Genomic DNA, 21218 nt, shown 5'->3' on the forward strand with positions numbered 1-21218 from the left:
CCACCCAGCCCTGACCGCGTTCCTCTGCGGCGCGTCCGGCCACTCGTTCGCGGAAAGAGTGGCTGTCTCCGCTGGGAAAGCCACTCTTTCCGGGGCCGAGGCGCCGCCGCGGGGAACGCGGGCGCGGGCGCCGGGTTACGGGGTGGGGTGTTCCTTGCGGACCTGGTCGGCCAGGTGGGCGGGCATCGGGTCGTGGCGGACGAAGCGGCGCCGGAAGGTGCCCGTGCCGGCCGTCATCGACCGCAGCTCCACGGCGTAGCGGAGCAGTTCGGTGGCGGGTACCTCGGCGCGGACCAGGGTCCGTCCCTCGCTCTCCGGATCCGACTCGGTGCCGAGCACCCGGCCGCGCCGGCCGGAGAGGTCACCCATCACCGCGCCGACCGAGGAGTCCGGGACCCGGATGGTCACCTCGTCGATCGGTTCCAGCAGGGTCGGCTGGCCCTTCTCCGCGGCGTCCCGCAGAGCCAGCGCACCGGCGGTCTGGAACGCGGCGTCGGAGGAGTCCACGCTGTGCGCCTTGCCGTCGAAGAGCGTCACCCGCAGGTCCACCATCGGGTAACCGGCGACCACACCCCGCTCCATCTGGGCCCGGACGCCCTTCTCCACCGACGGGATGTAGTTGTGCGGCACCGCACCGCCGACCACCCGGTCCACGAACTCGAAGCCCGCGCCGCGTGGCAGCGGCTCCACCTCGATGTCGCAGACGGCGTACTGGCCGTGGCCGCCGGACTGCTTGACGTGCCGGCCGTGCCCCCGGGCCGGGCCGCCGAAGGTCTCCCGCAGCGCCACCCGCACCGGCTCGGTGTCCAGCTCGACGCCGCCGGCGCGCAGCCGGTCGAGCAGCACGTCGGCGTGCGCCTCACCCATGCACCAGAGCACGAGCTGGTGGGTCTCCGCGTTGCGCTCCAGCCGCAGCGTCGGGTCCCCGGCGATCAGCCGGGACAGGTTGCGGGCCAGGGCGTCCTCGTCGGCCCGGCTCTTCGCCACGACGGCCACCGGCAGCAGCGGCTCGGGCATCTCCCAGGGCGCGATGAGCAGCGGGTTCTCCTTGGCGGAGATGGTGTCGCCGGTCTCCGCGCTGCCCGACTTGGTGATCGCGCAGATGTCCCCGGCGACGCAGGCGGTCACCTCGCGCAGGGCGGCGCCGAGCGGAGTGAAGACGTGCCCGACCCGCTCGTCGGCGTCGTGGTCGGGGTGCCCACGCTCGGCCAGGCCGTGCCCGGAGACGTGCACGGTCTGCTCGGGCCGCAGCGTGCCCGAGAAGACCCGCACCAGCGACACCCGCCCGACGTGCCGGTCGATAGTCGTCTTGACGACCTCGGCGACCAGCGGCCCGTCCGGGTCGCAGGTGAGCGGTGGACGCGGTGCGCCGTCGACACCGGTCACCACGGGCAGCTCGTGTTCCAGCGGCGACGGGAAGGCGGCGGTGAGCACCTCCAGCAGCGTGTCCAGCCCGACGCCCGTCTCCGCGCACACCGGCACCACGGGATAGAAGTGACCCCGCGCGACGGCCTTCTCCAGGTCGTCGATGAGCACGTCGGTGCCGATCTCCTCGCCCTCGAGGTAGCGGTCCATGAGCGACTCGTCCTCGCTCTCCGCGATGATCCCCTCGATCAGCTCGTCGCGGGGCTCGACGATGGCCGGCAGGTGCTCCGGGTCGGGCTGCCGGATCTCGGCGGGCAGCCCGCCGGTGTAGTCGAAGACCCGGCGGGTGATCAGGCTGAGCAGGCCGACGGTCGACACCCCGTCGTCGCCGAGCATCGGCAGGTAGAGCGGGAGCACGTTGTCGCCGAAGACGCGCTGGCAGAGCGCCACCGCCTCGTCGAAGTCGGCCCGGGGGTGGTCCAGCCGGGAGACCGCGACCGCCCGGGGCATCTCCACCGCGGCGCACTCCTCCCAGAGCGCGGCGGTGGCCGCGTCCATCCCGTCGACCGCGGAGACGACGAAGAGCGCGGCGTCGGCGGCCCGCAGGCCGGCGCGCAGCTCGCCCACGAAGTCGGCGTAGCCGGGGGTGTCCAGCAGGTTCACCTTGACGCCCTCGTGCAGCAGTGGCGCGCAGGACAGGCTCACCGACCGCTGCTGGCGTACGGCCGCGGGGTCGTGGTCGCAGACGGTGGTGCCGTCGGTGACCGTGCCGGCGCGACCGATCGTGCCGCTGGCTCGCAGCAGCGCCTCGACCAGGGTCGTCTTGCCGACGCCGGAGTGCCCGACGAGCACGACGTTGCGAATCCTGCCGGGCTCGGACACCACCGGCGCGACGCCGGTGACACCCTTCTCCTGACTCTTCTGCGCCATGGGGCGCACCTCCCTCAGCCGGTGGTGGTGGCGAACCGCCGCGCGTGACGGGACAGCGGCCCGGGGCGGGTGCGCGGCGATATCCTCCGGTGGACTGCTGCACAGCGGGACTCGGACGGGCGATCAGGTGACCTGGGTCACCTTCCTGCCCCGATCAGACACCCGTTCCCGGGCGGGCACAAGCCTCGCCGCGCCGCCGCGCTGACCGGCCGTATCGCCGCACCTGGGTGGACCGTTATCGTGGGACCGCCATGGCGAAGATCTTCCAAGTGTCGGCCCGCGCGGGGATGACCCGCGTCGTCGAGCCGCTCGCACGCGGCCTGCTCCGGGCGGGCGTCACCCCCAACGCGGTCACCGTGACCGGAACCATCGGCGTGCTGGTCGGCGCGCTCGGTTTCGGCGCCCGTGGTGACCTGGTCGCCGGCGCGCTGATCGTCACGGTCTTCGCGCTCACCGACCTCCTCGACGGCACGATGGCCCGGATGAGCGGCGGCTCGACCCGGTTCGGCGCCTTCCTCGACTCGAGCATGGACCGGATCGCCGACAGCGCCGTCTTCGGCGCGGTCGCGTACTGGCTGGCCACCGAGGGGGACCACGCCGGGGTGGCCGCCGCGCTGCTCTGCCTCGCGGCCGGCAGCGTCGTCTCGTACGTCAAGGCCCGGGCCGAGGGGCTCGGCATGACCAGCAACGTGGGCATCGCCGAGCGCACCGAGCGGCTGCTGATCGTCGGGGTCGGCGGTCTGCTCACCGGGTTCGGCGTGCCGATGGCGCTGCAGATCGCGCTCTGGCTGCTCGCCGCCGTGTCGATCTTCACGGTCGGGCAGCGGATGCGGCACGTGTACCGGCAGGCGCGGCAGCTTCCCACACCGGGTGCGAACGGGTGAATCTCACCGAGCTCGGGTACGTCGCCGGCTGGCGGGTCGTTCGCGCGCTGCCGCGGCCCGTGGTGGCCGCGGCGTTCCGGGCCGGCGCGGACCGCGCGTTCCGCAAGGGCGGCGGGGGTACGGCCCGACTACGCGCGAACCTGCGCCGGGTGGTCGGGCCCGAGCTGCCCGAGGCCGAGCTCGACGAGCTGGTCCGGCGGGGCCTGCGGTCGTACGCCCGCTACTGGCTGGAGGCGTTCCGGCTGCCGTCGCTGAGCCGCGAGCAGATTCTGGCCACCTTCCAGCTGGACGGCGCGGAGAAGCTCGCGGCGGACGTGGCGGCCGGCACCGGTGCGGTGGTCGCGCTGCCGCACGCCGGCAACTGGGACGCCGCGGGCGCCTGGGTGGCTGCCAACGGCTGGCCGATCACCACGGTCATGGAGCGGCTCAAACCGGAAGGCGTCTACGAGCGGTTCTTCGCTTTCCGCAGGAGCCTCGGCATGGAGATCCTGCCCACCCACGGCGGCGAGCGGCCCGCGTTCGACGTGCTGGTCGACCGGCTGCGCGCCGGGGCGGTGGTGCCGCTGCTGGCCGACCGGGACCTCTCCGCGCGCGGGGTGGAGGTGGACTTCTTCGGCGGCCGTACCCGGATGCCCGCCGGGCCGGCCCTGCTGGCGCTGCGCACCGGCGCGCCGCTCTACGTGGCCTCCCTCTGGTTCGAGCCGGAGCGGGCGTGCGCCGCCCTGGAGGGGCCGCTGCCCGTGCCCGCCCCGGAGGAGGGGCCGCTCGACCAGCGCGCCCGTACGCTCACCCAGCGCATCGCCGACAGCTTCGCGGCGGGCATCGCCCGGCACCCCGAGGACTGGCACATGCTGCAACGGTTGTGGCTCGACCAGCCGAGGCCGGTGGGCGCGGACAGAGGGCGCTGACGTGCGGATCGGCATCGTGTGCCCGTACTCCTTCGACGTTCCGGGCGGGGTGCAGAACCACGTCATGGACCTCGCCGAGGCGCTGATCGCCCTCGGTCACGAGGTCAGCGTGCTCGCCCCGGCCGACGAGGACTCGCCCCTGCCGTCGTACGTCGTGCCGGCCGGGCGGGCGGTCCCCCTGCCGTACAACGGCTCGGTGGCGCGGATCGCGTTCGGTCCGGTCTCCACCGCCCGGGTGCGGCGCTGGATCACCCGGGGCGACTTCGACGTGCTGCACGTCCACGAGCCGCTGACGTTGAGCCTGTCGTTGCTCGCGGTCCTCTCCGCCCGGGGCCCGGTGGTGGCCACCTTCCACACGGCGATGACCCGGTCCCGGGCGCTGGCCGCCGCGCAGGGCGTGCTCCAGATCGTGCTGGAACGCATCACCGCCCGGATCGCGGTCAGCGCGCTGGCCCGCAAGGTCCAGGTCGAGCACATGGACGGCGGGGCTGTGGAGATCCCGAACGGGGTGGCGGTCGCCAAGTTCGCCCACGCCGAGCCGCTTCCCGGGTGGCCGGGGGAGTGCGGGCCGGGCACCGGCGGGACGCTCGGTTTCCTGGGTCGGTTCACCGAGCCGCGCAAGGGCTTCCCCGTGCTGCGTGACGCCTTCCTCGACCTGGCTCCGAGCCGCCCCGGGCTGCGGTTGCTGGTGGCCGGCCCGGGTGACCCGGACGACCTGTTCGACCAGTTCCCGGCCCAGCTGCGCGACCGGGTGACCTTCCTGGGCCTGGTGTCCGAGGAGGACAAGGCGCGCATGCTGCGCAGCGTCCACCTCTACGTGGCGCCGAACACCGGCGGCGAGTCGTTCGGCATGATCCTCACGGAGGCGCTGGCCGCCGGCACCACGGTGGTCGCCAGTGACCTCGACGCCTTCCGCCGGGTGCTCGACGGCGGTCGGGCGGGCCGGCTCTTCCCCACCGGCGACCCGGTGGCGCTGCGCGACGCGCTGGTCGAGCTGTTGGACGACGCGGCGGCGCGGGCCACCCTCACCGAGTGCGGTGACCAGGTGGTGGCGAACTACGACTGGCCCGTGGTGGCCCGGCGGGTGCTCGAGGTGTACGCGGCGGCGATCGAGGCCACCGACGGTCGGGTCATCGACGAGGAGTGGGTGGGACCGGGCTGAGCCGGCGCCCGGGAACGTGATCAGATCGCCGCGGCCGACCGGGCCCGGCGGGACGGGAACGGAGCAGCACTACGATGCCGGGCATGTGGTGGGCGGTGGGCGCGATCGTGCTCGTCGGGCTCGTCTCGACGTATCTGGTCTGGACCGCCGGTCGGGTCGAGCGGCTGCACGCCCGCGCACAGTTGGCGGCCCGGGCGCTCGACGCCCACCTGTTGCGCCGAGCGGCGGCCGCCGCGGTGCTGGCCGAGCGGCGTTACGGCGTCGAGCTCTACGCGGCGGCGCGCATCGCGCTCGACGCGCACCCGGACGAGCGGGAGGCGGCCGAGAACGACCTGACGCGGCAGCTGCGCGCGGTCCAGCTCGACCCCGTGGACCCGGACTGCGAGGCGGTGGTCGCGGCGAGTCGTCGCCTCGCCCTGGCCCGTCAGGTGCACACCGATCTGGTCCGTGACGCGCGGGCGGCGCGCGGCCGTACGCTGGTGCGCCTGTTGCGGATGGGGCGCGGCCGGGAGTGGCCGCGGTACTTCGACATCGACGATCCGACCCTGACCGTCCAGGCGGACGTCCCCACCGGCTGACCGTCCGGGACCGCCCGTATCGGCACCGCAGTCACCGCGTCGGTGATCTGCCCGGTTTCGACCTGCCACGGCGTGGACGGGCGGGGCGTCCCCGGCCGGGGTGACGGCGGACACAGGGCAGGCCACCGTGGGTCTGATTGGCTGTCGGAGCGGCGTTGACCCGGGCGTAGCCTTTCCGCTGTCACCCCCCGAGCACGTCCGAGGAGCGATAACCCGTGCCCGAAAACACCTCCCAGAACACCGGCGGCAGCCCCGTCGTCGGCACCGCCCGCGTCAAGCGGGGCATGGCCGAGATGCTCAAGGGCGGCGTGATCATGGACGTGGTCGACGCCGAGCAGGCCAAGATCGCCGAGGACGCCGGCGCGGTCGCGGTGATGGCGCTCGAGCGGGTGCCGGCGGACATCCGTGCCCAGGGCGGCGTGGCCCGGATGAGCGACCCCGACATGATCGAGGGGATCATCAACGCCGTCTCGATCCCGGTCATGGCGAAGGCCCGCATCGGTCACTTCGTGGAGGCGCGGATCCTCCAGGCGCTCGGCGTCGACTACGTCGACGAGTCCGAGGTGCTGACCCCGGCCGACTACAGCAACCACATCGACAAGTGGTCGTTCACCGTCCCCTTCGTCTGCGGCGCGACCAACCTGGGTGAGGCGCTGCGCCGGATCACCGAGGGCGCCGCGATGATCCGCTCGAAGGGCGAGGCGGGCACCGGTGACGTCTCGAACGCCACCACCCACATGCGCAAGATCCGCCAGGAGATCCGCCGGCTGAGCTCCCTGCCGGCCGACGAGCTCTACGTCGCGGCCAAGGAGCTCCAGGCGCCGTACGAGCTGGTCAAGGAGGTCGCCGAGACCGGGAAGCTGCCGGTGGTGCTCTTCACCGCCGGTGGGATCGCCACCCCGGCCGATGCCGCCATGATGATGCAGCTCGGCGCCGAGGGCGTCTTCGTCGGCTCGGGCATCTTCAAGTCCGGCAACCCGGCCCAGCGGGCGGCCGCGATCGTGAAGGCGACGACCTTCCACGACGACCCCGACGTGCTGGCGAAGGTCTCCCGGGGCCTCGGCGAGGCGATGGTCGGCATCAACGTCGACGAGATCCCGCAGCCGCACCGCCTGGCCGAGCGCGGTTGGTGACGACGGGAACGGGCCCCTCGCCGGTGCGGGGGGCCCCGCGCACAGGGACCTCGGAAGGAGCGGTGCGATGAGCGGGACACCCGTCATCGGGGTGCTCGCCCTCCAGGGCGACGTACGCGAGCACGTCGCGGCGCTGGCCGCGGCGGGCGCGCGGGCCGTCCCGGTACGCCGTACCCGGGAACTGGAGGCCGTCGACGGGCTGGTCATCCCGGGCGGCGAGTCCACCACCATGAGCAGACTGGCGGACGTCTTCGAGCTGCGCGAGCCGATCGACAAGCGGATCGCCGACGGAATGCCGGTCTACGGCTCCTGCGCCGGCATGATCATGCTCGCCACCGAGGTGCTGGACGGCCGCCCCGACCAGCGTGGGTTCGACGGCATCTCGATGACCGTCCGCCGCAACGCGTTCGGCCGGCAGGTCGACTCGTTCGAGGCGCCGGTGTCGATCACCGGTGTCGCGGCGGAGCCGTTCCACGCGGTCTTCATCCGGGCGCCGTGGGTCGAGCGGGTCGGCGAGGGCGTGCAGGTGCTCGGCCGGGTCGCCGACGGCCCCTCGGCCGGGCGGATCGTCGCGGTGCGGCAGGGCAACCTGCTGGCCACCTCGTTCCATCCCGAGCTGACCGGGGACGTGCGGCTGCACCGCTACTTCGTCGACCTGGTGCGCGCCTGACCAACTCGGCTCACCGGGATCTCGGGGTGTCTCGCCCGCCCGGACACCCCGACGTCAAGGAGCCGGAGTCGATCATCAGGGGGCCGGAGGTCACGGCCGGTTCCGCCGGCGGGGCATGGATTCCGGCCGCCGGGTGTTGTGTCTTCTGTGCCCCGGACCGCCCGGCGCCGCCCGACGGTGCTGACCGGGTGTGACAAGGTGGGGCGCACTCTCGGTAGGATTGCCGCGGTCCGGCAGGGCCATCCGCCCGCGTGGCGTTTCCCGCGGGGAGCCGACCGGCCGCCGGATCGCCGGATGCGGCACTTGATCGGCGTGGCAGTCGACGCAGGCGTGGAACGACACACGGAGGTAGCAGATGTCCGGCCACTCAAAGTGGGCGACCACCAAGCACAAGAAGGCCGTCATCGACGCCAAGCGCGGCAAGATGTTCGCCAAGCTGATCAAGAACGTCGAGGTGGCGGCCCGGACCGGCGGCGGTGACCCCGCCGGTAACCCGACCCTCTACGACGCCATCCAGAAGGCGAAGAAGAACTCGGTCCCCAACGACAACATCGATCGCGCCGTCAAGCGCGGCTCCGGCCTGGAGGCCGGCGGCGCCGACTACCAGACGATCATGTATGAGGGGTACGGCCCCAACGGCGTGGCGCTGCTGATCGAGTGCCTGACCGACAACCGCAACCGCGCGGCGACCGAGGTGCGCACCGCGCTGACCCGCAACGGCGGCTCGTTCGCCGACGCCGGCTCGGTGTCGTACATGTTCTCCCGCAAGGGCGTCGTGATCGTCCCGAAGGCGGGAACCACCGAGGACGACGTGATGATGGCCGTCCTCGACGCCGGTGCGGAGGAGGTCAACGACCTCGGTGAGGCGTTCGAGGTGGTCTCCGAGCCGACCGACCTGATCGCGGTGCGGACGGCGCTGCAGGACGCCGGCATCGAGTACGAGTCGGCCGAGTCCTCGCTGATCCCGAGCGTCAACGTCCCGCTCGACGAGGAGGGCGCTCGCAAGATCTTCAAGCTGATCGACGTGCTGGAGGACTGCGACGACGTGCAGAACGTCTACGCGAACTTCGACGTCAGCGACGAGATCATGGCGGCGGTCGGCTGAGCCGGCCGTGACAGCGCGGCGATTCGCGCCGGGCGACCTGGTCGTCCGGCGCGAAGTGCTGCTCGGCGAGGTCTGGTTCGCCGTCCCGACGATCTGCGTCCAGGACACACCGGAGTTGCTCGCCCTCTACCTGCCGCCCGGGGCCGAGTTCGGGTTCCCCGAGACGGGCACGTTCCCGGCCGGCCGGCACCCGTGGCAGACGGCCGGACACCGGGCCTGGACCGGGCACGGCAAGCTGATGCTGCACCGCCCCGGCGAGGCGCACTCGGTGGACGTCTTCTGGTCGGGGCCGGAGCGCGCCTTCGCCGGCTGGTACTTCAACCTCCAGGACCCGTTCCGGCGTACGCCCGTCGGGGTGGACACCCTCGACCACGAGCTGGACCTGTGGTGGGGCGCCGACGCCGACCGGTACGTCTGGAAGGACGTGGAGATGTTCGCGCAGCGCCTCGTCGAGGGGCGCTACCCGGGGATGGCCGAGGCGATCCGCGCCGAGGGCGACCGGATAGCCGCGCTGCTGGACGCCGGGCGGCGCTGGTGGGACGAGGGGTGGGCGGAGTGGACGCCCGACCCGTCCTGGCCGGTGCCCCGCCTGCCCGTCGGCTGGGAGACCGTCCCCTGCTGAGACGCCGGGTCGCCGACGTGGTGGCCCGGACCCCACCACATCGGCGACCCGATCACCGTCGGAGTCAGCCCACGCTCTCCCGGGTCCGCCAGGCCGTCCGGATCGAGGTGCGGCCGTTGGTGCGCAGCAGCGCGCCCTGGTAGACGCGGGCCCCGGCGAGCAGGAACGCGACGGCCGTGACCAGCAGCAGGATCAGCGCCAGCACCGGCTCCCAGAGAGCGGCGTCCCCGGTGAAGAGCCGCAGCGGCATCGCCGTCGGCGCGGAGAACGGCACGTAGGACAGCACCCGCATGGCCGTCGCGTTGTCGTTCAGGAAGATCACCGCGAAGAACGGCAGCATCACCGCGAGCTGCACCGGCGTGGAGACGCCGCCGATGTCCTCCAGCCGGTTGACCAGTGCCCCGGCCGCCGCCCACATGGCCGCCACCAGCACGAAGCCGACGAGGAAGAACGGCACGAACCAGCCGATCGCCGGTCCGAGCAGGGGGAGCAGGCCCCCGCCGTCACCGAAGGCCATGCCGGCGACCGCGACGAGGGCGACCAGCACGATCTGCCCGAGCGCCAGCACGGTGCCGGCGACCATCTTGCCGGCCAGCAACGCCCGCACCGGCACCGCGGCCGCCAGGATCTCCACGATCCGAGTCTGCTTCTCCTCGATGATGCTCTGCGCGATCTGCACGCCGAAGACCTGCGACGTGACGTAGAAGATGAACGCGAAGACGAACGGCACCAGGAACGCCGCCACCGGATCGAGCGCGTCGGGATCAAGCAGCCGCACCTGCGGCTGGCTGCTGAGCGCGGCCACCACGTCGTCGGGGGCCTCGTCCATGGCGAGCACCGCCGGGCCGGAGACGACCGCCGCGTCCACCTCGTCGTCGCGGACGGCCTGCTCGGCGGCGCGGTCGTCGGGCACCGTCCGCACCTCCAGCCCGGCGGCCCGCAGCGGGCCGGCCGACTGTTCGGTGACGGCCACCGTGGACGGTCCGCCGGAGAGCAGCGGCGGCAGGATGGTCGCCGCTGCGGCGATCAGCAGGAAGAACAGGGTGCTGAACAGGAAGGTCTTGTCGCGCAGCTTGACCCGGATCTCCCGGGCGGCGACCAGGCGGGTGGCCTGCACGGTGTTCACTGGGCGACCTCTCGGAAGATCTCGGTGAGGGAGGGGCTGACCGGCCGGAACGAACGCACCGGGCCGCGCGCCAACGCGGCGTGCAGCACCGGCTGCTCGTCGGCGCCGGCGGCCAGGTCGAAGACGGCGCGGGCGCCGTCCAGGTCGACCAGGGTGACGCCGGGTTGGTCACGCAGCCAGCCGGCGTCGGTCTCCACCACCAGCTCGAAACGGGGCGAGGTGTACGTCCTGCGCAGCTCCTCCCGGCCGCCCGCCGCCCGGATCACCCCGTCCGCGATGATCACGAGGTCGTCGCAGAGCCGTTCCACGACGTCGAGCTGGTGACTGGAGAAGAGCACCGGGGTGCCGGCCGCGGCACGTTCGCGCAGCACACCCACGACCGTGTCCACGGCCATCGGGTCGAGGCCGGAGAAGGGTTCGTCGAGCACGAGCACCTCGGGATCGTGCACCAGCGCGGCGGCGATCTGCGCGCGCTGCTGGTTGCCGAGCGAGAGCGTCTCCAACTGGTCGCCGCCGCGCTCGGCGAGGCCCACCCGCTCCAGCAGCGCCTCCGTGGCGCGCTCGGCGGCCGCCAGGGTCATGCCGTGCAGGCGGCCCAGGTAGACCACCTGCTCCCGGACGCTCATCTTGGGGTACAGGCCGCGCTCCTCCGGCATGTAGCCGAAACGCCGCCGTACCTCCGGGGCCAGCGGCGCACCCCGCCAGGTCACCCGGCCGGCGTCGGCGGCGAGCACCCCGAGGATGATCCGCATGGTGGTGGTCTTGCCGGCGCCGTTGCCGCCGACGAAGCCGGTCATCCGGCCGGCCACCACGTCGAAGGAGACGTTCTTGAGTGCCTGCCGGTCGCCGAAGCTGCGATCGACGCCGTCGAGGCGAAGCACACTGGTCACGGCCAACACGCTAGATCGCCGGTCGCCGCCCGCCGTCAGTCGGCGGACGGAGAGCCGGCGTCCGTCTGGCGGCGGATGACTGTCAACCGCCGGGGCGAACCACCCCGTGCTCGTACGCGAAGACCACCGCCTGCACCCGGTCGCGCAGGCCGAGCTTCGCGAGCACCCGGCTCACGTGCGTCTTCACCGTGGCCTCGCCGAGGCCCAGGTCGACGGCGATCTCCGCGTTGCTGGCGCCCCGCGCGATCAGCACCAGCACCTGCTGCTCGCGCGGCGTCAACTCGTCAAGCGCCGCCGCGCCGCCGGCCGCCGACGCCCCGCCGGCCACCGCACCGGGCCGGGCGAAGGTGGCGATCACCCGCCGGGTGAGCTCCGGCGCGAGCAGCCCGTCGCCGCGGGCCACCACCCGGATCGCCTCGATCAGCGACTCCGGGGTGCCGTTCTTGAGCAGGAAACCGCTCGCCCCGGCGCTCAGCGCGGCGAAGAGGTAGTCGTCCCGGTCGAACGTGGTGAGGATCAGCACCGCCGGCCCGACCGGGGCGTCCGGGGCGGTGATCCGCCGGGTCGCCTCCAGTCCGTCCACCCCGGGCATCTCCACGTCCATGAGCACCACGTCGGGGTTCAGCGCCCGGGTCATGCCGACCGCACGCTCGCCGTCGGCGGCCTCGCCGACGACCTCGATGTCGTCCTCCACCTCGAGGATGACCCGGAAGCCGGTACGCACCAGGTGCTGGTCGTCGGCGAGGAGCACGCGGATCGGCCGGTCCGCGCCGGCGACCCCGGTCACGGCGCTCATGCCGGCTCCGCCACGGCCACCGCGAGCGGGAAACGGGCGCGTACCCGCCAGCCGCCGCCGACCCGTTCCCCGGCCTCCAGCACCCCGCCGTGCGTGGCGACCCGTTCGCGCATGCCGATCAGGCCCAGCCCGTCCGGGTTGGGCGGTCGGCCGGGCCGCCCGTCGTCGGTCACGTCGACCTCCACCTCCTTGGCCAGGTACCGCAGCCGCACGTCGAGCACCCCGGCTCCGGTGGCGTGTTTGAGCACGTTGGTGACCGCCTCCTGGACGACCCGGTAGACCGCCTGCGACACCGACTCCGGCAGCGGCACCGCCTCCCCGTACACCGCGAAGGTCGCCCGCAGGCCGGCGTCGCGGGCCCGCTCCACCACCTCGGCGACCCGGTCGACGCCGGCCGGCGCCTCGACGTGCGCCGGCGGGCCCTCGCTCGCGCGCAGCACGCCGAGCATCCGGCGCAGCTCGTCGACGGCGGTGCGGGCGGTCTCCTCGATCGCGGTCAGCGCGGCGCGGGCCTTTGTCGCGTCCCGGTCGAAGACCCGGCGCGCCGCCGAGGCCTGCACGCCCATCACCGACACGTGGTGGGCGACCACGTCGTGCAGTTCGCGGGCGATGCGGACCCGCTCACCGATGACCGCCTGCCCGCGCGCCTCGACCTGCGTACGGCGCAGCTCCGCCGCCTGCTCGGCCAGCTCGTGCTGCCGGCGGGCGGCCAGCCACGCGGTCTCCCCGAAGAAGTACGCGAAGCCGAAGTAGAGCCCGTTGACCAGCACGCCGCTCACCATGGCGGCGAGGACCGGGGGTACCGGCCCGACCGCCTGGGCGAACGCGTCGGGCGGGATGCTGCCGACGGTGACCGCGTAGTAGACGCCGAGCCAGGCGAACATGGTGGCGATCACGCCGATCCGCAGTCGCCGGGACCGCCTCCGGTCGGGGCCCCACGCGCCGAGCGAGTAGATCGCGGCGAAGAGCGCCCACGAGGCGAGCTGCGCCTCCGGGGCGGAGCGTGCCTGCGCGGCGATGAACATGACGGAGACGACGACGAGCATGCTGGCGGGGTATCGCCGCCGCCAGATCAGCGGCAGCGGCACCGCCACGGTCCAGAGGATCTGTTCCGGCACGGAGGGCGGCGGGCCCAGCAGGAACGCCCCGGTGCTGCGGGTCAGCGTGAGGCTGAACAGCGCCAGCACGGTCAGGGCGAGCCCGGCGTAGAGGTCGAGCCGCTGCTGGTGCGGGGTGGGGCCGGGGCGGCGCCAACCGTCGTCGGGCGTGGGGGTGCTCACCTGGCCAAGGATGTCATCCCATCGGTCTTCGTCGCCCGGGTGTCCGTCCGGGGCGTACGGGTCGGCGTGGGTGAGCCGCCGGTGTGCGGGTCACCGCGGCCACCCGGGTGAGCAGCACCTCCACCCGGCCCCGCTCGACGTCCGCCCCGACCGGTCGCGTCCAGGCGATGAACCGGCTGAACAGCTCCGCCGGGTCCGGCGGGCGGGGGTTGAGGCGCAGCCAGTCGGCGGCGGCGTCGTGCAGCAGCACGCACAGGTAGACGGAGAGCCCGACCGGGTCGTGCGCGTACTCGACGCGCAGCGCCAGCTTCGCCGGTTGGCACGGCCACGGGGCCGCGCAGACCCGGCAGCGCCACGCCGGCCGCGCGGCGACGTGCCGGCGCGCGGCGGTCACCGCCGCGCTGCGGGTACGGACCACGTCTCACCGCCCATGTCGGCCTCCTCCACGTCGTGCCTGTTCACACTCTGCTGGCTGGCCGACTACGGTCGGAAGGCGTCGAGAGGTCACCGGCCGGTGGTGGGGTCGACGCAGCGGCCGGTGGCGCGTGGTGGTGACCGGTGGCCGGGTTGTGGTGGAGGTGTGATGGGCGACGAGCCGCTGTCCACGCTGGAGTTCCTCGGCGGCGAGCTGCGCCGCGCCCGCCGGGACCGCGGGTTGAGCCAGGAGGAGCTGGCCCAGCGGGTGAACTACTCGTCGTCGCTGATCGGCATGGTGGAGATCGGCCACCGGACCCCGTCGCAGGACTTCGTGGCCCGGGTCGACGCGGCCCTGGAGTCCCGGGGCTTCTTCGAACGGCTGCTCACCCTCGTCCGGGCCGACGCCGCACCGCCGTGGCTGCGCGAGTGGATCGCCGTCGAGGCGGAGGCGACGCTGATCCGCTGGTTCGAGCCGTCGCTGATCCCCGGCCTGTTGCAGACCGAGGCGTACGCCCGCGCGGTGCTGACGGGCGGCGGCATGCTGCGCGAGGCCGAGGTGGAGCAGCGGGTGACCTCCCGGCTGTCCCGCCAGGCGGTGCTGACCCGGGAGTCGCCGCCGGAGGTCGTCTTCGTCGTCGACGAGGCGGTGCTGCGGCGGCGCATCGGCGACCCGGCCGTGATGGCGGAGCAGTTGGCGCATCTGGTCCGGGTGACCGAGCTTCCGCGCGTCGACCTGCTCGTGGTGCCCGCCGACGCCGGCATGCACGCGGGCCTGGCCGGAGCGTTCATTCTGGCGCGCACCCCGGAGGGCGCCGAGGTCGCGCACGTCGACACTCCGCTGCGTGCGCACGTGAGCGACCGCGCGGATGACGTTGATAGCCTTCAACGCAGGTGGGAGAGCCTGCGGGGTGAGGCGCTGCCCCGCCGGGCCTCCCGGGAATTCATCGTGGAGGTGGCGGAGTCATGGACCTGACCGGTGCGGTCTGGCGCAAGTCCACCCGCAGCGACAACGGCGGGTCCACCTGTGTCGAGGTGGCGACGAACCTGGCCGGCGTGGTGGCCGTACGCGACAGCAAGGACCGGGATGGGGCGGTGCTGGCCTTCGGCCCCGCGGCCTGGACCGGCTTCCTCGCCGCTGCCACCACCGGCGCGCTGCGCGCCCCCGACTAGCGCTGGACACGCCGCGGCCCGGCACCCCCGTGAGTGCCGGGCCGCGACGCGCCGGAGCGCGTCAGTGCCGGTTGCGGTACGCCTTGATCGCGCTGTCGATGATGTCCCAGCCGGCGATCAGGACCGTGCCGACGATGACGAACGTGGCGACGTTGTTCAGGTTCTCCGGCTGGGCGAGCCACTCCCACCGGTTCACGAAGTCCGGGTTGAGCAGCCGGTCGGTCGAGATCAGCCAGATCAGCGGGGCGGAGAACGCCACGTTCAGGGCGGCGTTGACCCCGACCAGCGGCCACGTCCAGCGGCCCGCGCGGTACTTGGCGAACTCCAGGCCGATGCTGGCGACCAGCACCACCATCAGGAAGGGCAGCCAGAAGCTCCAGAGCGCCGGGTCGAGGATCGGCAGGTTGCCGCCGTCGGTGTCGGGCACGAACGAGCGGAAGTGCTGGATCGGCAGGTAGGCGATGACCAGCACCAGCCAGCCGACCGAGGCGGCCAGGTCGACCAGGCCGATCTGCCGGTTCGTGTGGTCCTCGGGCAGCTGGTCGACTGTCCACTCCGGCAGGTCGAGCTTGGCGTTGGTGCGCTCCAGCACCGCGAAGACCAGGGTGACCCAGAAGCCGATGTTGACGGTGGTCTGGAGCGCGGCGACGACCGCCTTGCCGATCGCGTCACCGCCGTTGCCGTCGGTCCCCTCCGCCAGGCCGACGACGAGCCCGACCAGCGCCGGGACGAAGCTGAGCAGCAGCTTCATCAGCCGCTCCCAGGCCAGGTAGTAGGTCGGACCGATGAGCTGCAACCGCCGGTCGGCGTAGCGGGCGGCGAGCTTCGCGGGGTTGCCCAGTTCGGTGAGCACCTCCCGCTCGGCGGCCTCGGCGTCCCGCCCTTCGGCGCGGCGGCCGTCGATCATGTCCTCGATCGAGCCGCGCAGCTCGGTCGCGATCTCCTCACGCCGCGCGGCCGGCACTGTGCGCAGGGTGGCGGCGAGGTAGCGGTCGGTCAGGGTGCTCATCGTCCTACTCCTTCGATCAGCCCGGTGAGAGAGGTCTGTACGGCGGCGAGGTCGTCGAGGAGTCGGCGGAGCACCGACTCGCCCTCGTCGCTGGTGCGGTAGAACTTGCGCGGCCGGCTCTCCTCGGTGTTCCACTCGCTGGTCAGCAGCCCCTGTTCCTCGAGGCGGCGCAGCAGCGGGTAGAGGGTGTTGGCGTCCACCGGGAAGCCGTGGCCGGTGAGCCGTTGCAGCAGTGCGTAGCCGTAGTCGGGGTGGCGCAGGGCGATCAGGCTCGCCACCACGACCGTGCCCCGGCGTAGCTCCTGGAGGTGGGTTCGCAGTGTCTCGTCGCTGCCCATGCATCACACGATAGTGTGTGGCACACACTAATGTCCAGCCATGCAACGTCGTGTGGCTGACAACGATGTGCTCTGGCCGATGATGTGCGGCGTGGTGTGCCCGTGATGGCGGCGCCCGGCCACGGCGGGACCCGGCCCGAGCATCGCTGCCGCACGCGCCGGCGCAGCCACCTACGCGGGCATGCCGAGCACGTCGGGTTTGACGCCGCGGCGGATCAGCCACAAGGTAGGCGGCCAGGCGGCCAGGAGGCCGATGAGCAACCCGATCTGGACCATGAGCCAGAACACCGGACCGTTGGGCCGGAGGGTCTCGTGGAAAACAAAATGTTCCGCCAGTGCCAGCCAGGCTATCAGCGCGAACTCGAAGACGGACACGCTCAGCAGGTCGCCGGCGAAGAACTTCCGCATCGCGGCCCGCGCTCGTCGGCCACCCGTGCGAGTCTCGGTGGCGTATCGGAATACGATTCCTATCGCCACTGCGCCCAGATAGTCCCCGACGAATTCGGGCCACCGTGTGCTACCGAATATTTCGAGGTCAAGGCTGAAGACGGTAACCGTCGCGATGATGGCGCCCAGCGTGCAGTGTGTCGCGCAGTGAAACGTCTCGATCACTCCGGCCGCGTGTCGCGACCTCTTGGGCGGGTTGCCGTACCGCTCCAGCCACCGGCGAGACTGGGGTCGACCCCATTTGTGGTAGGTCAGCACGGCCGCTGGGCCAAAGTAGAGCGCGGTGGTCGGCCAGACTATTTCCATTACCCTGGACGGCTGACGATATCGGAGAACAAGGTGGTCGACGACGATAGCGGCGGTGCTGGCGAATCCCACGGAGAGCGCCGCCCATGAGAGCATCACGAGCCATGTCGGTTGCACGCTCATCTCCGTTCGGCCGCGCACTGAGCTGCATCTCGGAAGTGGCCACCTCGAAGAGAATTTGGTGATGCCGCGACTACGGGTTTCCCTTGCGGGGCAGGCGCTTCCGCACATCTACGCGCCGCGAACAGCACACCTCGGCGATCACCGTGAAGTACGCAGGCTGGTCCCTGTGTCGAGGCCCGGCGCGCCGGCGACCATTACCCGCTGCTACCGGCCGCACACGTGGTGGGTGTGCGGCTGCGGCGAGCAGGGAAAGGAGACGCGGGCCACGGGCCCCGGCGCGGACGGTGGAGCCGCGGAGTTGACCTCGGTAGGGTGGTTCCCGGTCGGCTCCGACCGCCAAGATCCACAGCTGGGGGGCGCCTCGCATGGGCGATTCGTTCGCGCATCTGCACGTACACACCGAGTACTCGATGCTCGACGGAGCGGCCCGGCTCAAGGACCTGTTCGCCGAGGTCAGCCGCCAGGGGATGCCGGCGGTGGCGATGACCGACCACGGCAACATGCACGGCGCCAACGACTTCTACAAGCAGGCGATGGCCGCCGGGGTCAAGCCGATCCTCGGCGTCGAGGCGTACGTCGCGCCGGAGTCGCGCTTCCACAAGCAGCGGGTCAAGTGGGGTCGCCCGGAGCAGAAGAGCGACGACGTCTCCGGTAACGGCGCGATCACCCACATGACCATGTGGGCGCAGAACAAGACGGGGCTGCACAACCTCTTCAAGCTCAACTCGCGCGCCTCGATGGAGGGGCACTACGTCAAGTGGCCCCGGATGGACATGGAGCTGATCGCCGAGTACGCCGAGGGGATCATGGCCACCACCGGCTGCCCCTCCGGCGCCGTCCAGACCCGGCTGCGGCTCGGGCAGTTCGACGAGGCGCTCAAGGTCGCCGGCGCGTACCAGGACATCTTCGGCAAGGAGAACTACTTCCTGGAGCTGATGGACCACGGCCTGGACATCGAGAAGCGGGTCCGCGACGGGCTGATCGAGGTCGGCCGGAAGCTCGACATCCCGCCGGTGATCACCAACGACTCGCACTACACCACGGAGTCGCAGGCCGAGGCGCACGACGTGCTGCTCTGCGTGCAGACCGCCAGCAACATCGACGACCCCAACCGGTTCCGCCTCGAGGGCGGCGGCTACTACATCAAGTCGGCCGACCAGATGCGCGCGGTCAACAACTCGGAACTCTGGCTGGAGGGCTGCCGCAACACCCTGCTGGTGGCCGAGAAGGTCGACCCGGCCGGGATGTTCGAGTTCCACAACCTGATGCCGCGTTTCCCGGTGCCGGAGGGGGAGACCGAGGAGTCCTGGTTCCGTAAGGAGACCTTCGCCGGCCTGCACCGCCGCTACCCGAACGGCATCCCGGAGGGGCACCTCAAGCAGGCCGAGTACGAGCTGGGCGTCATCAACCAGATGGGCTTCCCGTCGTACTTCCTCGTGGTCGCCGACTTCATCCAGTGGGCGAAGAGCCAGGGCATCGCGGTGGGCCCGGGCCGTGGCTCGGCCGCCGGCTCGCTGGTGGCGTACGCGCTGGGCATCACCGACCTGGACCCGATCCCGCACGGGCTGATCTTCGAGCGGTTCCTCAACCCCGAGCGGGTCTCGATGCCGGATGTCGACATCGACTTCGACGAGCGTCGCCGCGGTGAGGTGATCAAGTACGTCACCGACAAGTGGGGCGAGGACAAGGTCGCGCAGATCGCCACCTTCGGCACGATCAAGGCGAAGGCCGCGATCAAGGACTCGGCCCGGGTGCTCGGCTACCCGTACGCCGTCGGCGACCGGATCACCAAGGCGATGCCCCCGGCGGTGATGGGCAAGGACATCCCGCTCACCGGCATCTTCGACCCGAAGCACCCCCGCTACGCCGAGGCCGGTGAGATCCGCGGCCTCTACGAGTCCGACCCGGACGTCAAGAAGGTCATCGACACCGCGAAGGGCATCGAGGGGCTGATCCGGCAGACCGGCGTGCACGCCGCCGGCGTCATCATGTCCGCCGAGCCGATCATCGAGCACATCCCGCTGATGCGCCGGGACTCCGACGGGGTCATCATCACCCAGTTCGACTACCCGACGTGCGAGTCGCTCGGGCTGTTGAAGATGGACTTCCTCGGCCTGCGCAACCTCACGATCATCGACGACGCGGTGAAGAACATCCAGCTCAACCACGGCAAGGAGCTGGACCTGCTGGCCCTGCCGCTGGACGACAAGGCCGCCTACGAGCTGCTGGCCCGAGGCGACACGCTGGGCGTCTTCCAGCTCGACGGCGGGCCGATGCGCTCGCTGCTGCGGCTGATGAAGCCGGACAACTTCGAGGACATCTCGGCCGTGCTGGCGCTCTACCGGCCCGGCCCGATGGGCGTCGACTCGCACACCAACTACGCGCTGCGCAAGAACGGCCTCCAGGAGATCACCCCGATCCACCCGGAGCTGGAGGAGCCGCTGCGCGAGATCCTCGCCCCCACCTACGGCCTCATCGTCTACCAGGAGCAGGTGCAGCGCGCCGCGCAGATCCTCGCCGGCTACAGCCTCGGCCAGGCCGACCTGCTGCGCCGGGCGATGGGTAAGAAGAAGAAGGAGATCCTCGACAAGGAGTTCGTGCCGTTCCGCGACGGCTGCCGCGCGCGCCGCTACTCCGACGAGGCGATCCAGGCGGTGTGGGACGTGCTCGTCCCGTTCGCCGGCTACGCCTTCAACAAGGCGCACTCCGCCGCCTACGGGCTGGTGTCGTACTGGACCGCGTACCTCAAGGCGCACTACCCGGCCGAGTACATGGCGGCGCTGCTGACCTCCGTCGGCGACGACAAGGACAAGATGGCGCTCTACCTCTCCGAGTGCCGGCGGATGCGGATCCAGGTGCTGCCCCCGGACGTGAACACCTCCGCCGGCCCGTTCACGCCGGTCGGCAAGGACATCCGCTTCGGCCTGGCCGCGGTGCGCAACGTCGGCGCGAACGTGGTCGCCTCGATCATGCGGTGCCGCGACGAGAAGAGCGCCTACACCGACTTCTACGACTTCCTGTCGAAGGTGGACGCGGTCGCCTGCAACAAGAAGACCATCGAATCGCTGATCAAGGCCGGTGCGTTCGACTCGCTCGGGCACAGCCGCAAGGGGCTGCTCCAGGTGCACGCGGACGCGATCGACGCGTACGCCGACGTCAAGCGCAAGGAGGCCACCGGCCAGTACGACCTGTTCGGGGCGGGCTTCGGCGACGTGGCGACCACCACCAGCGCCACCGTCATGCCGGTGATCGGCGAGAGCGAGTGGGACAAGCGCGACAAGCTCGCCTTCGAGCGGGAGATGCTCGGCCTCTACGTCTCCGACCACCCCCTCTTCGGCCTGGAGCACATCCTCAACGCGGCCGCGGACACCACCATCACCGCGCTCGCCGAGGAGGGCGCGGTGCCGGACGGAGCGGTCGTCACCCTCGCCGGGATCCTCTCCGGCGTGCAGCGTCGGGTCACCAAGCAGGGCCGGGCGTGGGCCTCGGCCACGCTGGAGGACCTCGCGGGTGGGGTGGAGGCGCTCTTCTTCCCGAACACCTACGAGGTGATCGGCCAGTACATCGCCGAGGACGCGATCGTGGTGGTGAAGGGGCGGGTCGACCGGCGTGACGACACGCCGCGCATCATGGCGATGGACATGTCGATGCCGGACGTCAGCACCACCGCGACGAACAAACCCGTCACCCTCACCATCCCGGTGACCCGGTGCACGCCACCCCTGGTGGAACGGCTCAAGGAGACGTTGGTGCTGCACCCCGGCGACGCCGAGGTGCACGTCAAGCTCCTCAACGGCAGCAAGACCACCACCCTGCGGCTCGGACCGTTCCGGGTGGCGGCGACCACCGCCCTGATGGCCGACCTGAAGAGCGTCCTCGGCCCGGCGAACGTGAGCTGACCGCCTCGGCGCCCGCTGATGCCGATCATGGGTATGCGGCGCTCGCCGCAAACCCATGAT

19 protein-coding genes and 1 pseudogene are annotated in these 21218 nt (G+C 71.8%); 11 read left to right on the plus strand and 9 right to left on the minus strand.

Annotation, left to right across the window (positions count from 1 at the left end; all coding sequences use genetic code 11):
* Positions 1–135: 135 nt before the first annotated feature.
* Positions 136–2295, minus strand: a complete 2160-nt coding sequence (locus E1211_RS13420; RefSeq protein WP_132348993.1) for an elongation factor G-like protein EF-G2 — start codon at positions 2293–2295, stop codon at positions 136–138.
* A 251-nt stretch (positions 2296–2546) separates the two neighbouring features.
* On the opposite strand from E1211_RS13420, the gene pgsA reads away from it, so the two are divergent.
* From pgsA to E1211_RS13460, 8 genes are all read left to right on the plus strand, one after another.
* Positions 2547–3179 carry a phosphatidylinositol phosphate synthase gene (gene pgsA / locus E1211_RS13425; RefSeq protein WP_132348995.1) on the plus strand — a complete coding sequence of 211 codons (633 nt, stop codon included), beginning with the start codon at positions 2547–2549 and terminating at the stop codon, positions 3177–3179.
* On the plus strand, positions 3176–4087 hold the full coding sequence (locus E1211_RS13430; protein WP_132348997.1) for a phosphatidylinositol mannoside acyltransferase: 912 nt from the start codon (positions 3176–3178) through the stop codon (positions 4085–4087). The genes pgsA and E1211_RS13430 overlap by 4 nt, the downstream gene beginning before the upstream one ends.
* A gap of 1 nt (position 4088) precedes the next feature.
* On the plus strand, positions 4089–5249 hold the full coding sequence (locus E1211_RS13435) for a glycosyltransferase family 4 protein (RefSeq protein WP_132348999.1): 1161 nt from the start codon (positions 4089–4091) through the stop codon (positions 5247–5249).
* A gap of 74 nt (positions 5250–5323) precedes the next feature.
* Positions 5324–5827 (plus strand): hypothetical protein, encoded by a 504-nt coding sequence (locus E1211_RS13440; RefSeq protein ID WP_132349001.1) that lies wholly within the window; start codon positions 5324–5326, stop codon positions 5825–5827.
* Between the two features lie 215 nt (positions 5828–6042).
* Complete coding sequence (gene pdxS, locus E1211_RS13445) at positions 6043–6960, plus strand: pyridoxal 5'-phosphate synthase lyase subunit PdxS (protein WP_132349003.1); 918 nt, start codon at positions 6043–6045, stop codon at positions 6958–6960.
* 67 nt (positions 6961–7027) lie between these two features.
* Complete coding sequence (gene pdxT / locus E1211_RS13450; RefSeq protein ID WP_132349005.1) at positions 7028–7630, plus strand: pyridoxal 5'-phosphate synthase glutaminase subunit PdxT; 603 nt, start codon at positions 7028–7030, stop codon at positions 7628–7630.
* Between the two features lie 355 nt (positions 7631–7985).
* Positions 7986–8735 (plus strand): YebC/PmpR family DNA-binding transcriptional regulator, encoded by a 750-nt coding sequence (locus tag E1211_RS13455; RefSeq protein WP_132349007.1) that lies wholly within the window; start codon positions 7986–7988, stop codon positions 8733–8735.
* A gap of 7 nt (positions 8736–8742) precedes the next feature.
* The gene (locus E1211_RS13460; RefSeq protein WP_165947248.1) at positions 8743–9357 is read left to right on the plus strand and encodes a DUF402 domain-containing protein; all 615 of its coding nucleotides are present in this window, start codon (positions 8743–8745) and stop codon (positions 9355–9357) included.
* Between the two features lie 64 nt (positions 9358–9421).
* On the opposite strand, the gene E1211_RS13465 is transcribed toward E1211_RS13460, so the two are convergent.
* The 5 genes and pseudogenes from E1211_RS13465 to E1211_RS13485 all read right to left on the minus strand — a co-directional run.
* Positions 9422–10483 (minus strand): ABC transporter permease, encoded by a 1062-nt coding sequence (locus E1211_RS13465; RefSeq protein WP_132349009.1) that lies wholly within the window; start codon positions 10481–10483, stop codon positions 9422–9424.
* The gene (locus E1211_RS13470) at positions 10480–11373 is read right to left on the minus strand and encodes an ABC transporter ATP-binding protein (protein WP_132349011.1); all 894 of its coding nucleotides are present in this window, start codon (positions 11371–11373) and stop codon (positions 10480–10482) included. Before E1211_RS13470 ends, E1211_RS13465 begins: the two co-directional genes overlap by 4 nt.
* 82 nt (positions 11374–11455) lie before the next feature.
* Positions 11456–12169 carry a response regulator transcription factor gene (locus E1211_RS13475; protein WP_132349013.1) on the minus strand — a complete coding sequence of 238 codons (714 nt, stop codon included), beginning with the start codon at positions 12167–12169 and terminating at the stop codon, positions 11456–11458.
* Positions 12166–13449, minus strand: coding sequence for a sensor histidine kinase (locus tag E1211_RS13480; RefSeq protein ID WP_132349015.1), 1284 nt, complete (start codon positions 13447–13449; stop codon positions 12166–12168). Before E1211_RS13480 ends, E1211_RS13475 begins: the two co-directional genes overlap by 4 nt.
* Before the next feature lie 157 nt (positions 13450–13606).
* Positions 13607–13867, minus strand: a pseudogene (locus E1211_RS13485) (hypothetical protein); the annotation flags it as partial.
* 165 nt (positions 13868–14032) lie between these two features.
* Between E1211_RS13485 and E1211_RS13490 the strand changes: the two are divergent.
* Complete coding sequence (locus tag E1211_RS13490) at positions 14033–14839, plus strand: helix-turn-helix transcriptional regulator (RefSeq protein WP_132349017.1); 807 nt, start codon at positions 14033–14035, stop codon at positions 14837–14839.
* Positions 14830–15036: a DUF397 domain-containing protein gene (locus tag E1211_RS13495; RefSeq protein ID WP_132349019.1), complete on the plus strand. Its 207-nt coding sequence runs from the start codon at positions 14830–14832 to the stop codon at positions 15034–15036. Before E1211_RS13490 ends, E1211_RS13495 begins: the two co-directional genes overlap by 10 nt.
* Before the next feature lie 61 nt (positions 15037–15097).
* Here the strand turns inward: E1211_RS13495 and E1211_RS13500 are convergent, their stop codons facing one another.
* The 3 genes from E1211_RS13500 to E1211_RS13510 all read right to left on the minus strand — a co-directional run bounded on the left by E1211_RS13500 (position 15098) and on the right by E1211_RS13510 (position 17253).
* On the minus strand, positions 15098–16045 hold the full coding sequence (locus tag E1211_RS13500; protein ID WP_132349021.1) for a permease prefix domain 1-containing protein: 948 nt from the start codon (positions 16043–16045) through the stop codon (positions 15098–15100).
* Positions 16042–16383 carry a PadR family transcriptional regulator gene (locus E1211_RS13505; protein ID WP_132349023.1) on the minus strand — a complete coding sequence of 114 codons (342 nt, stop codon included), beginning with the start codon at positions 16381–16383 and terminating at the stop codon, positions 16042–16044. The genes E1211_RS13500 and E1211_RS13505 overlap by 4 nt, the downstream gene beginning before the upstream one ends.
* Positions 16384–16554: 171 nt before the next feature.
* A complete protein-coding gene (locus E1211_RS13510; protein WP_207915361.1) occupies positions 16555–17253 on the minus strand; it encodes a DUF4396 domain-containing protein in 699 nt (232 codons plus the stop codon).
* Between the two features lie 371 nt (positions 17254–17624).
* Between E1211_RS13510 and dnaE the strand changes: the two genes are divergently transcribed.
* Positions 17625–21158 (plus strand): DNA polymerase III subunit alpha, encoded by a 3534-nt coding sequence (gene dnaE / locus E1211_RS13515; RefSeq protein WP_132349027.1) that lies wholly within the window; start codon positions 17625–17627, stop codon positions 21156–21158.
* Positions 21159–21218 lie beyond the last annotated feature (60 nt).

The sequence above is a fragment of the Micromonospora sp. 15K316 genome, from assembly GCF_004348525.1.
In the GTDB taxonomy this organism is placed as follows: domain Bacteria; phylum Actinomycetota; class Actinomycetes; order Mycobacteriales; family Micromonosporaceae; genus Micromonospora.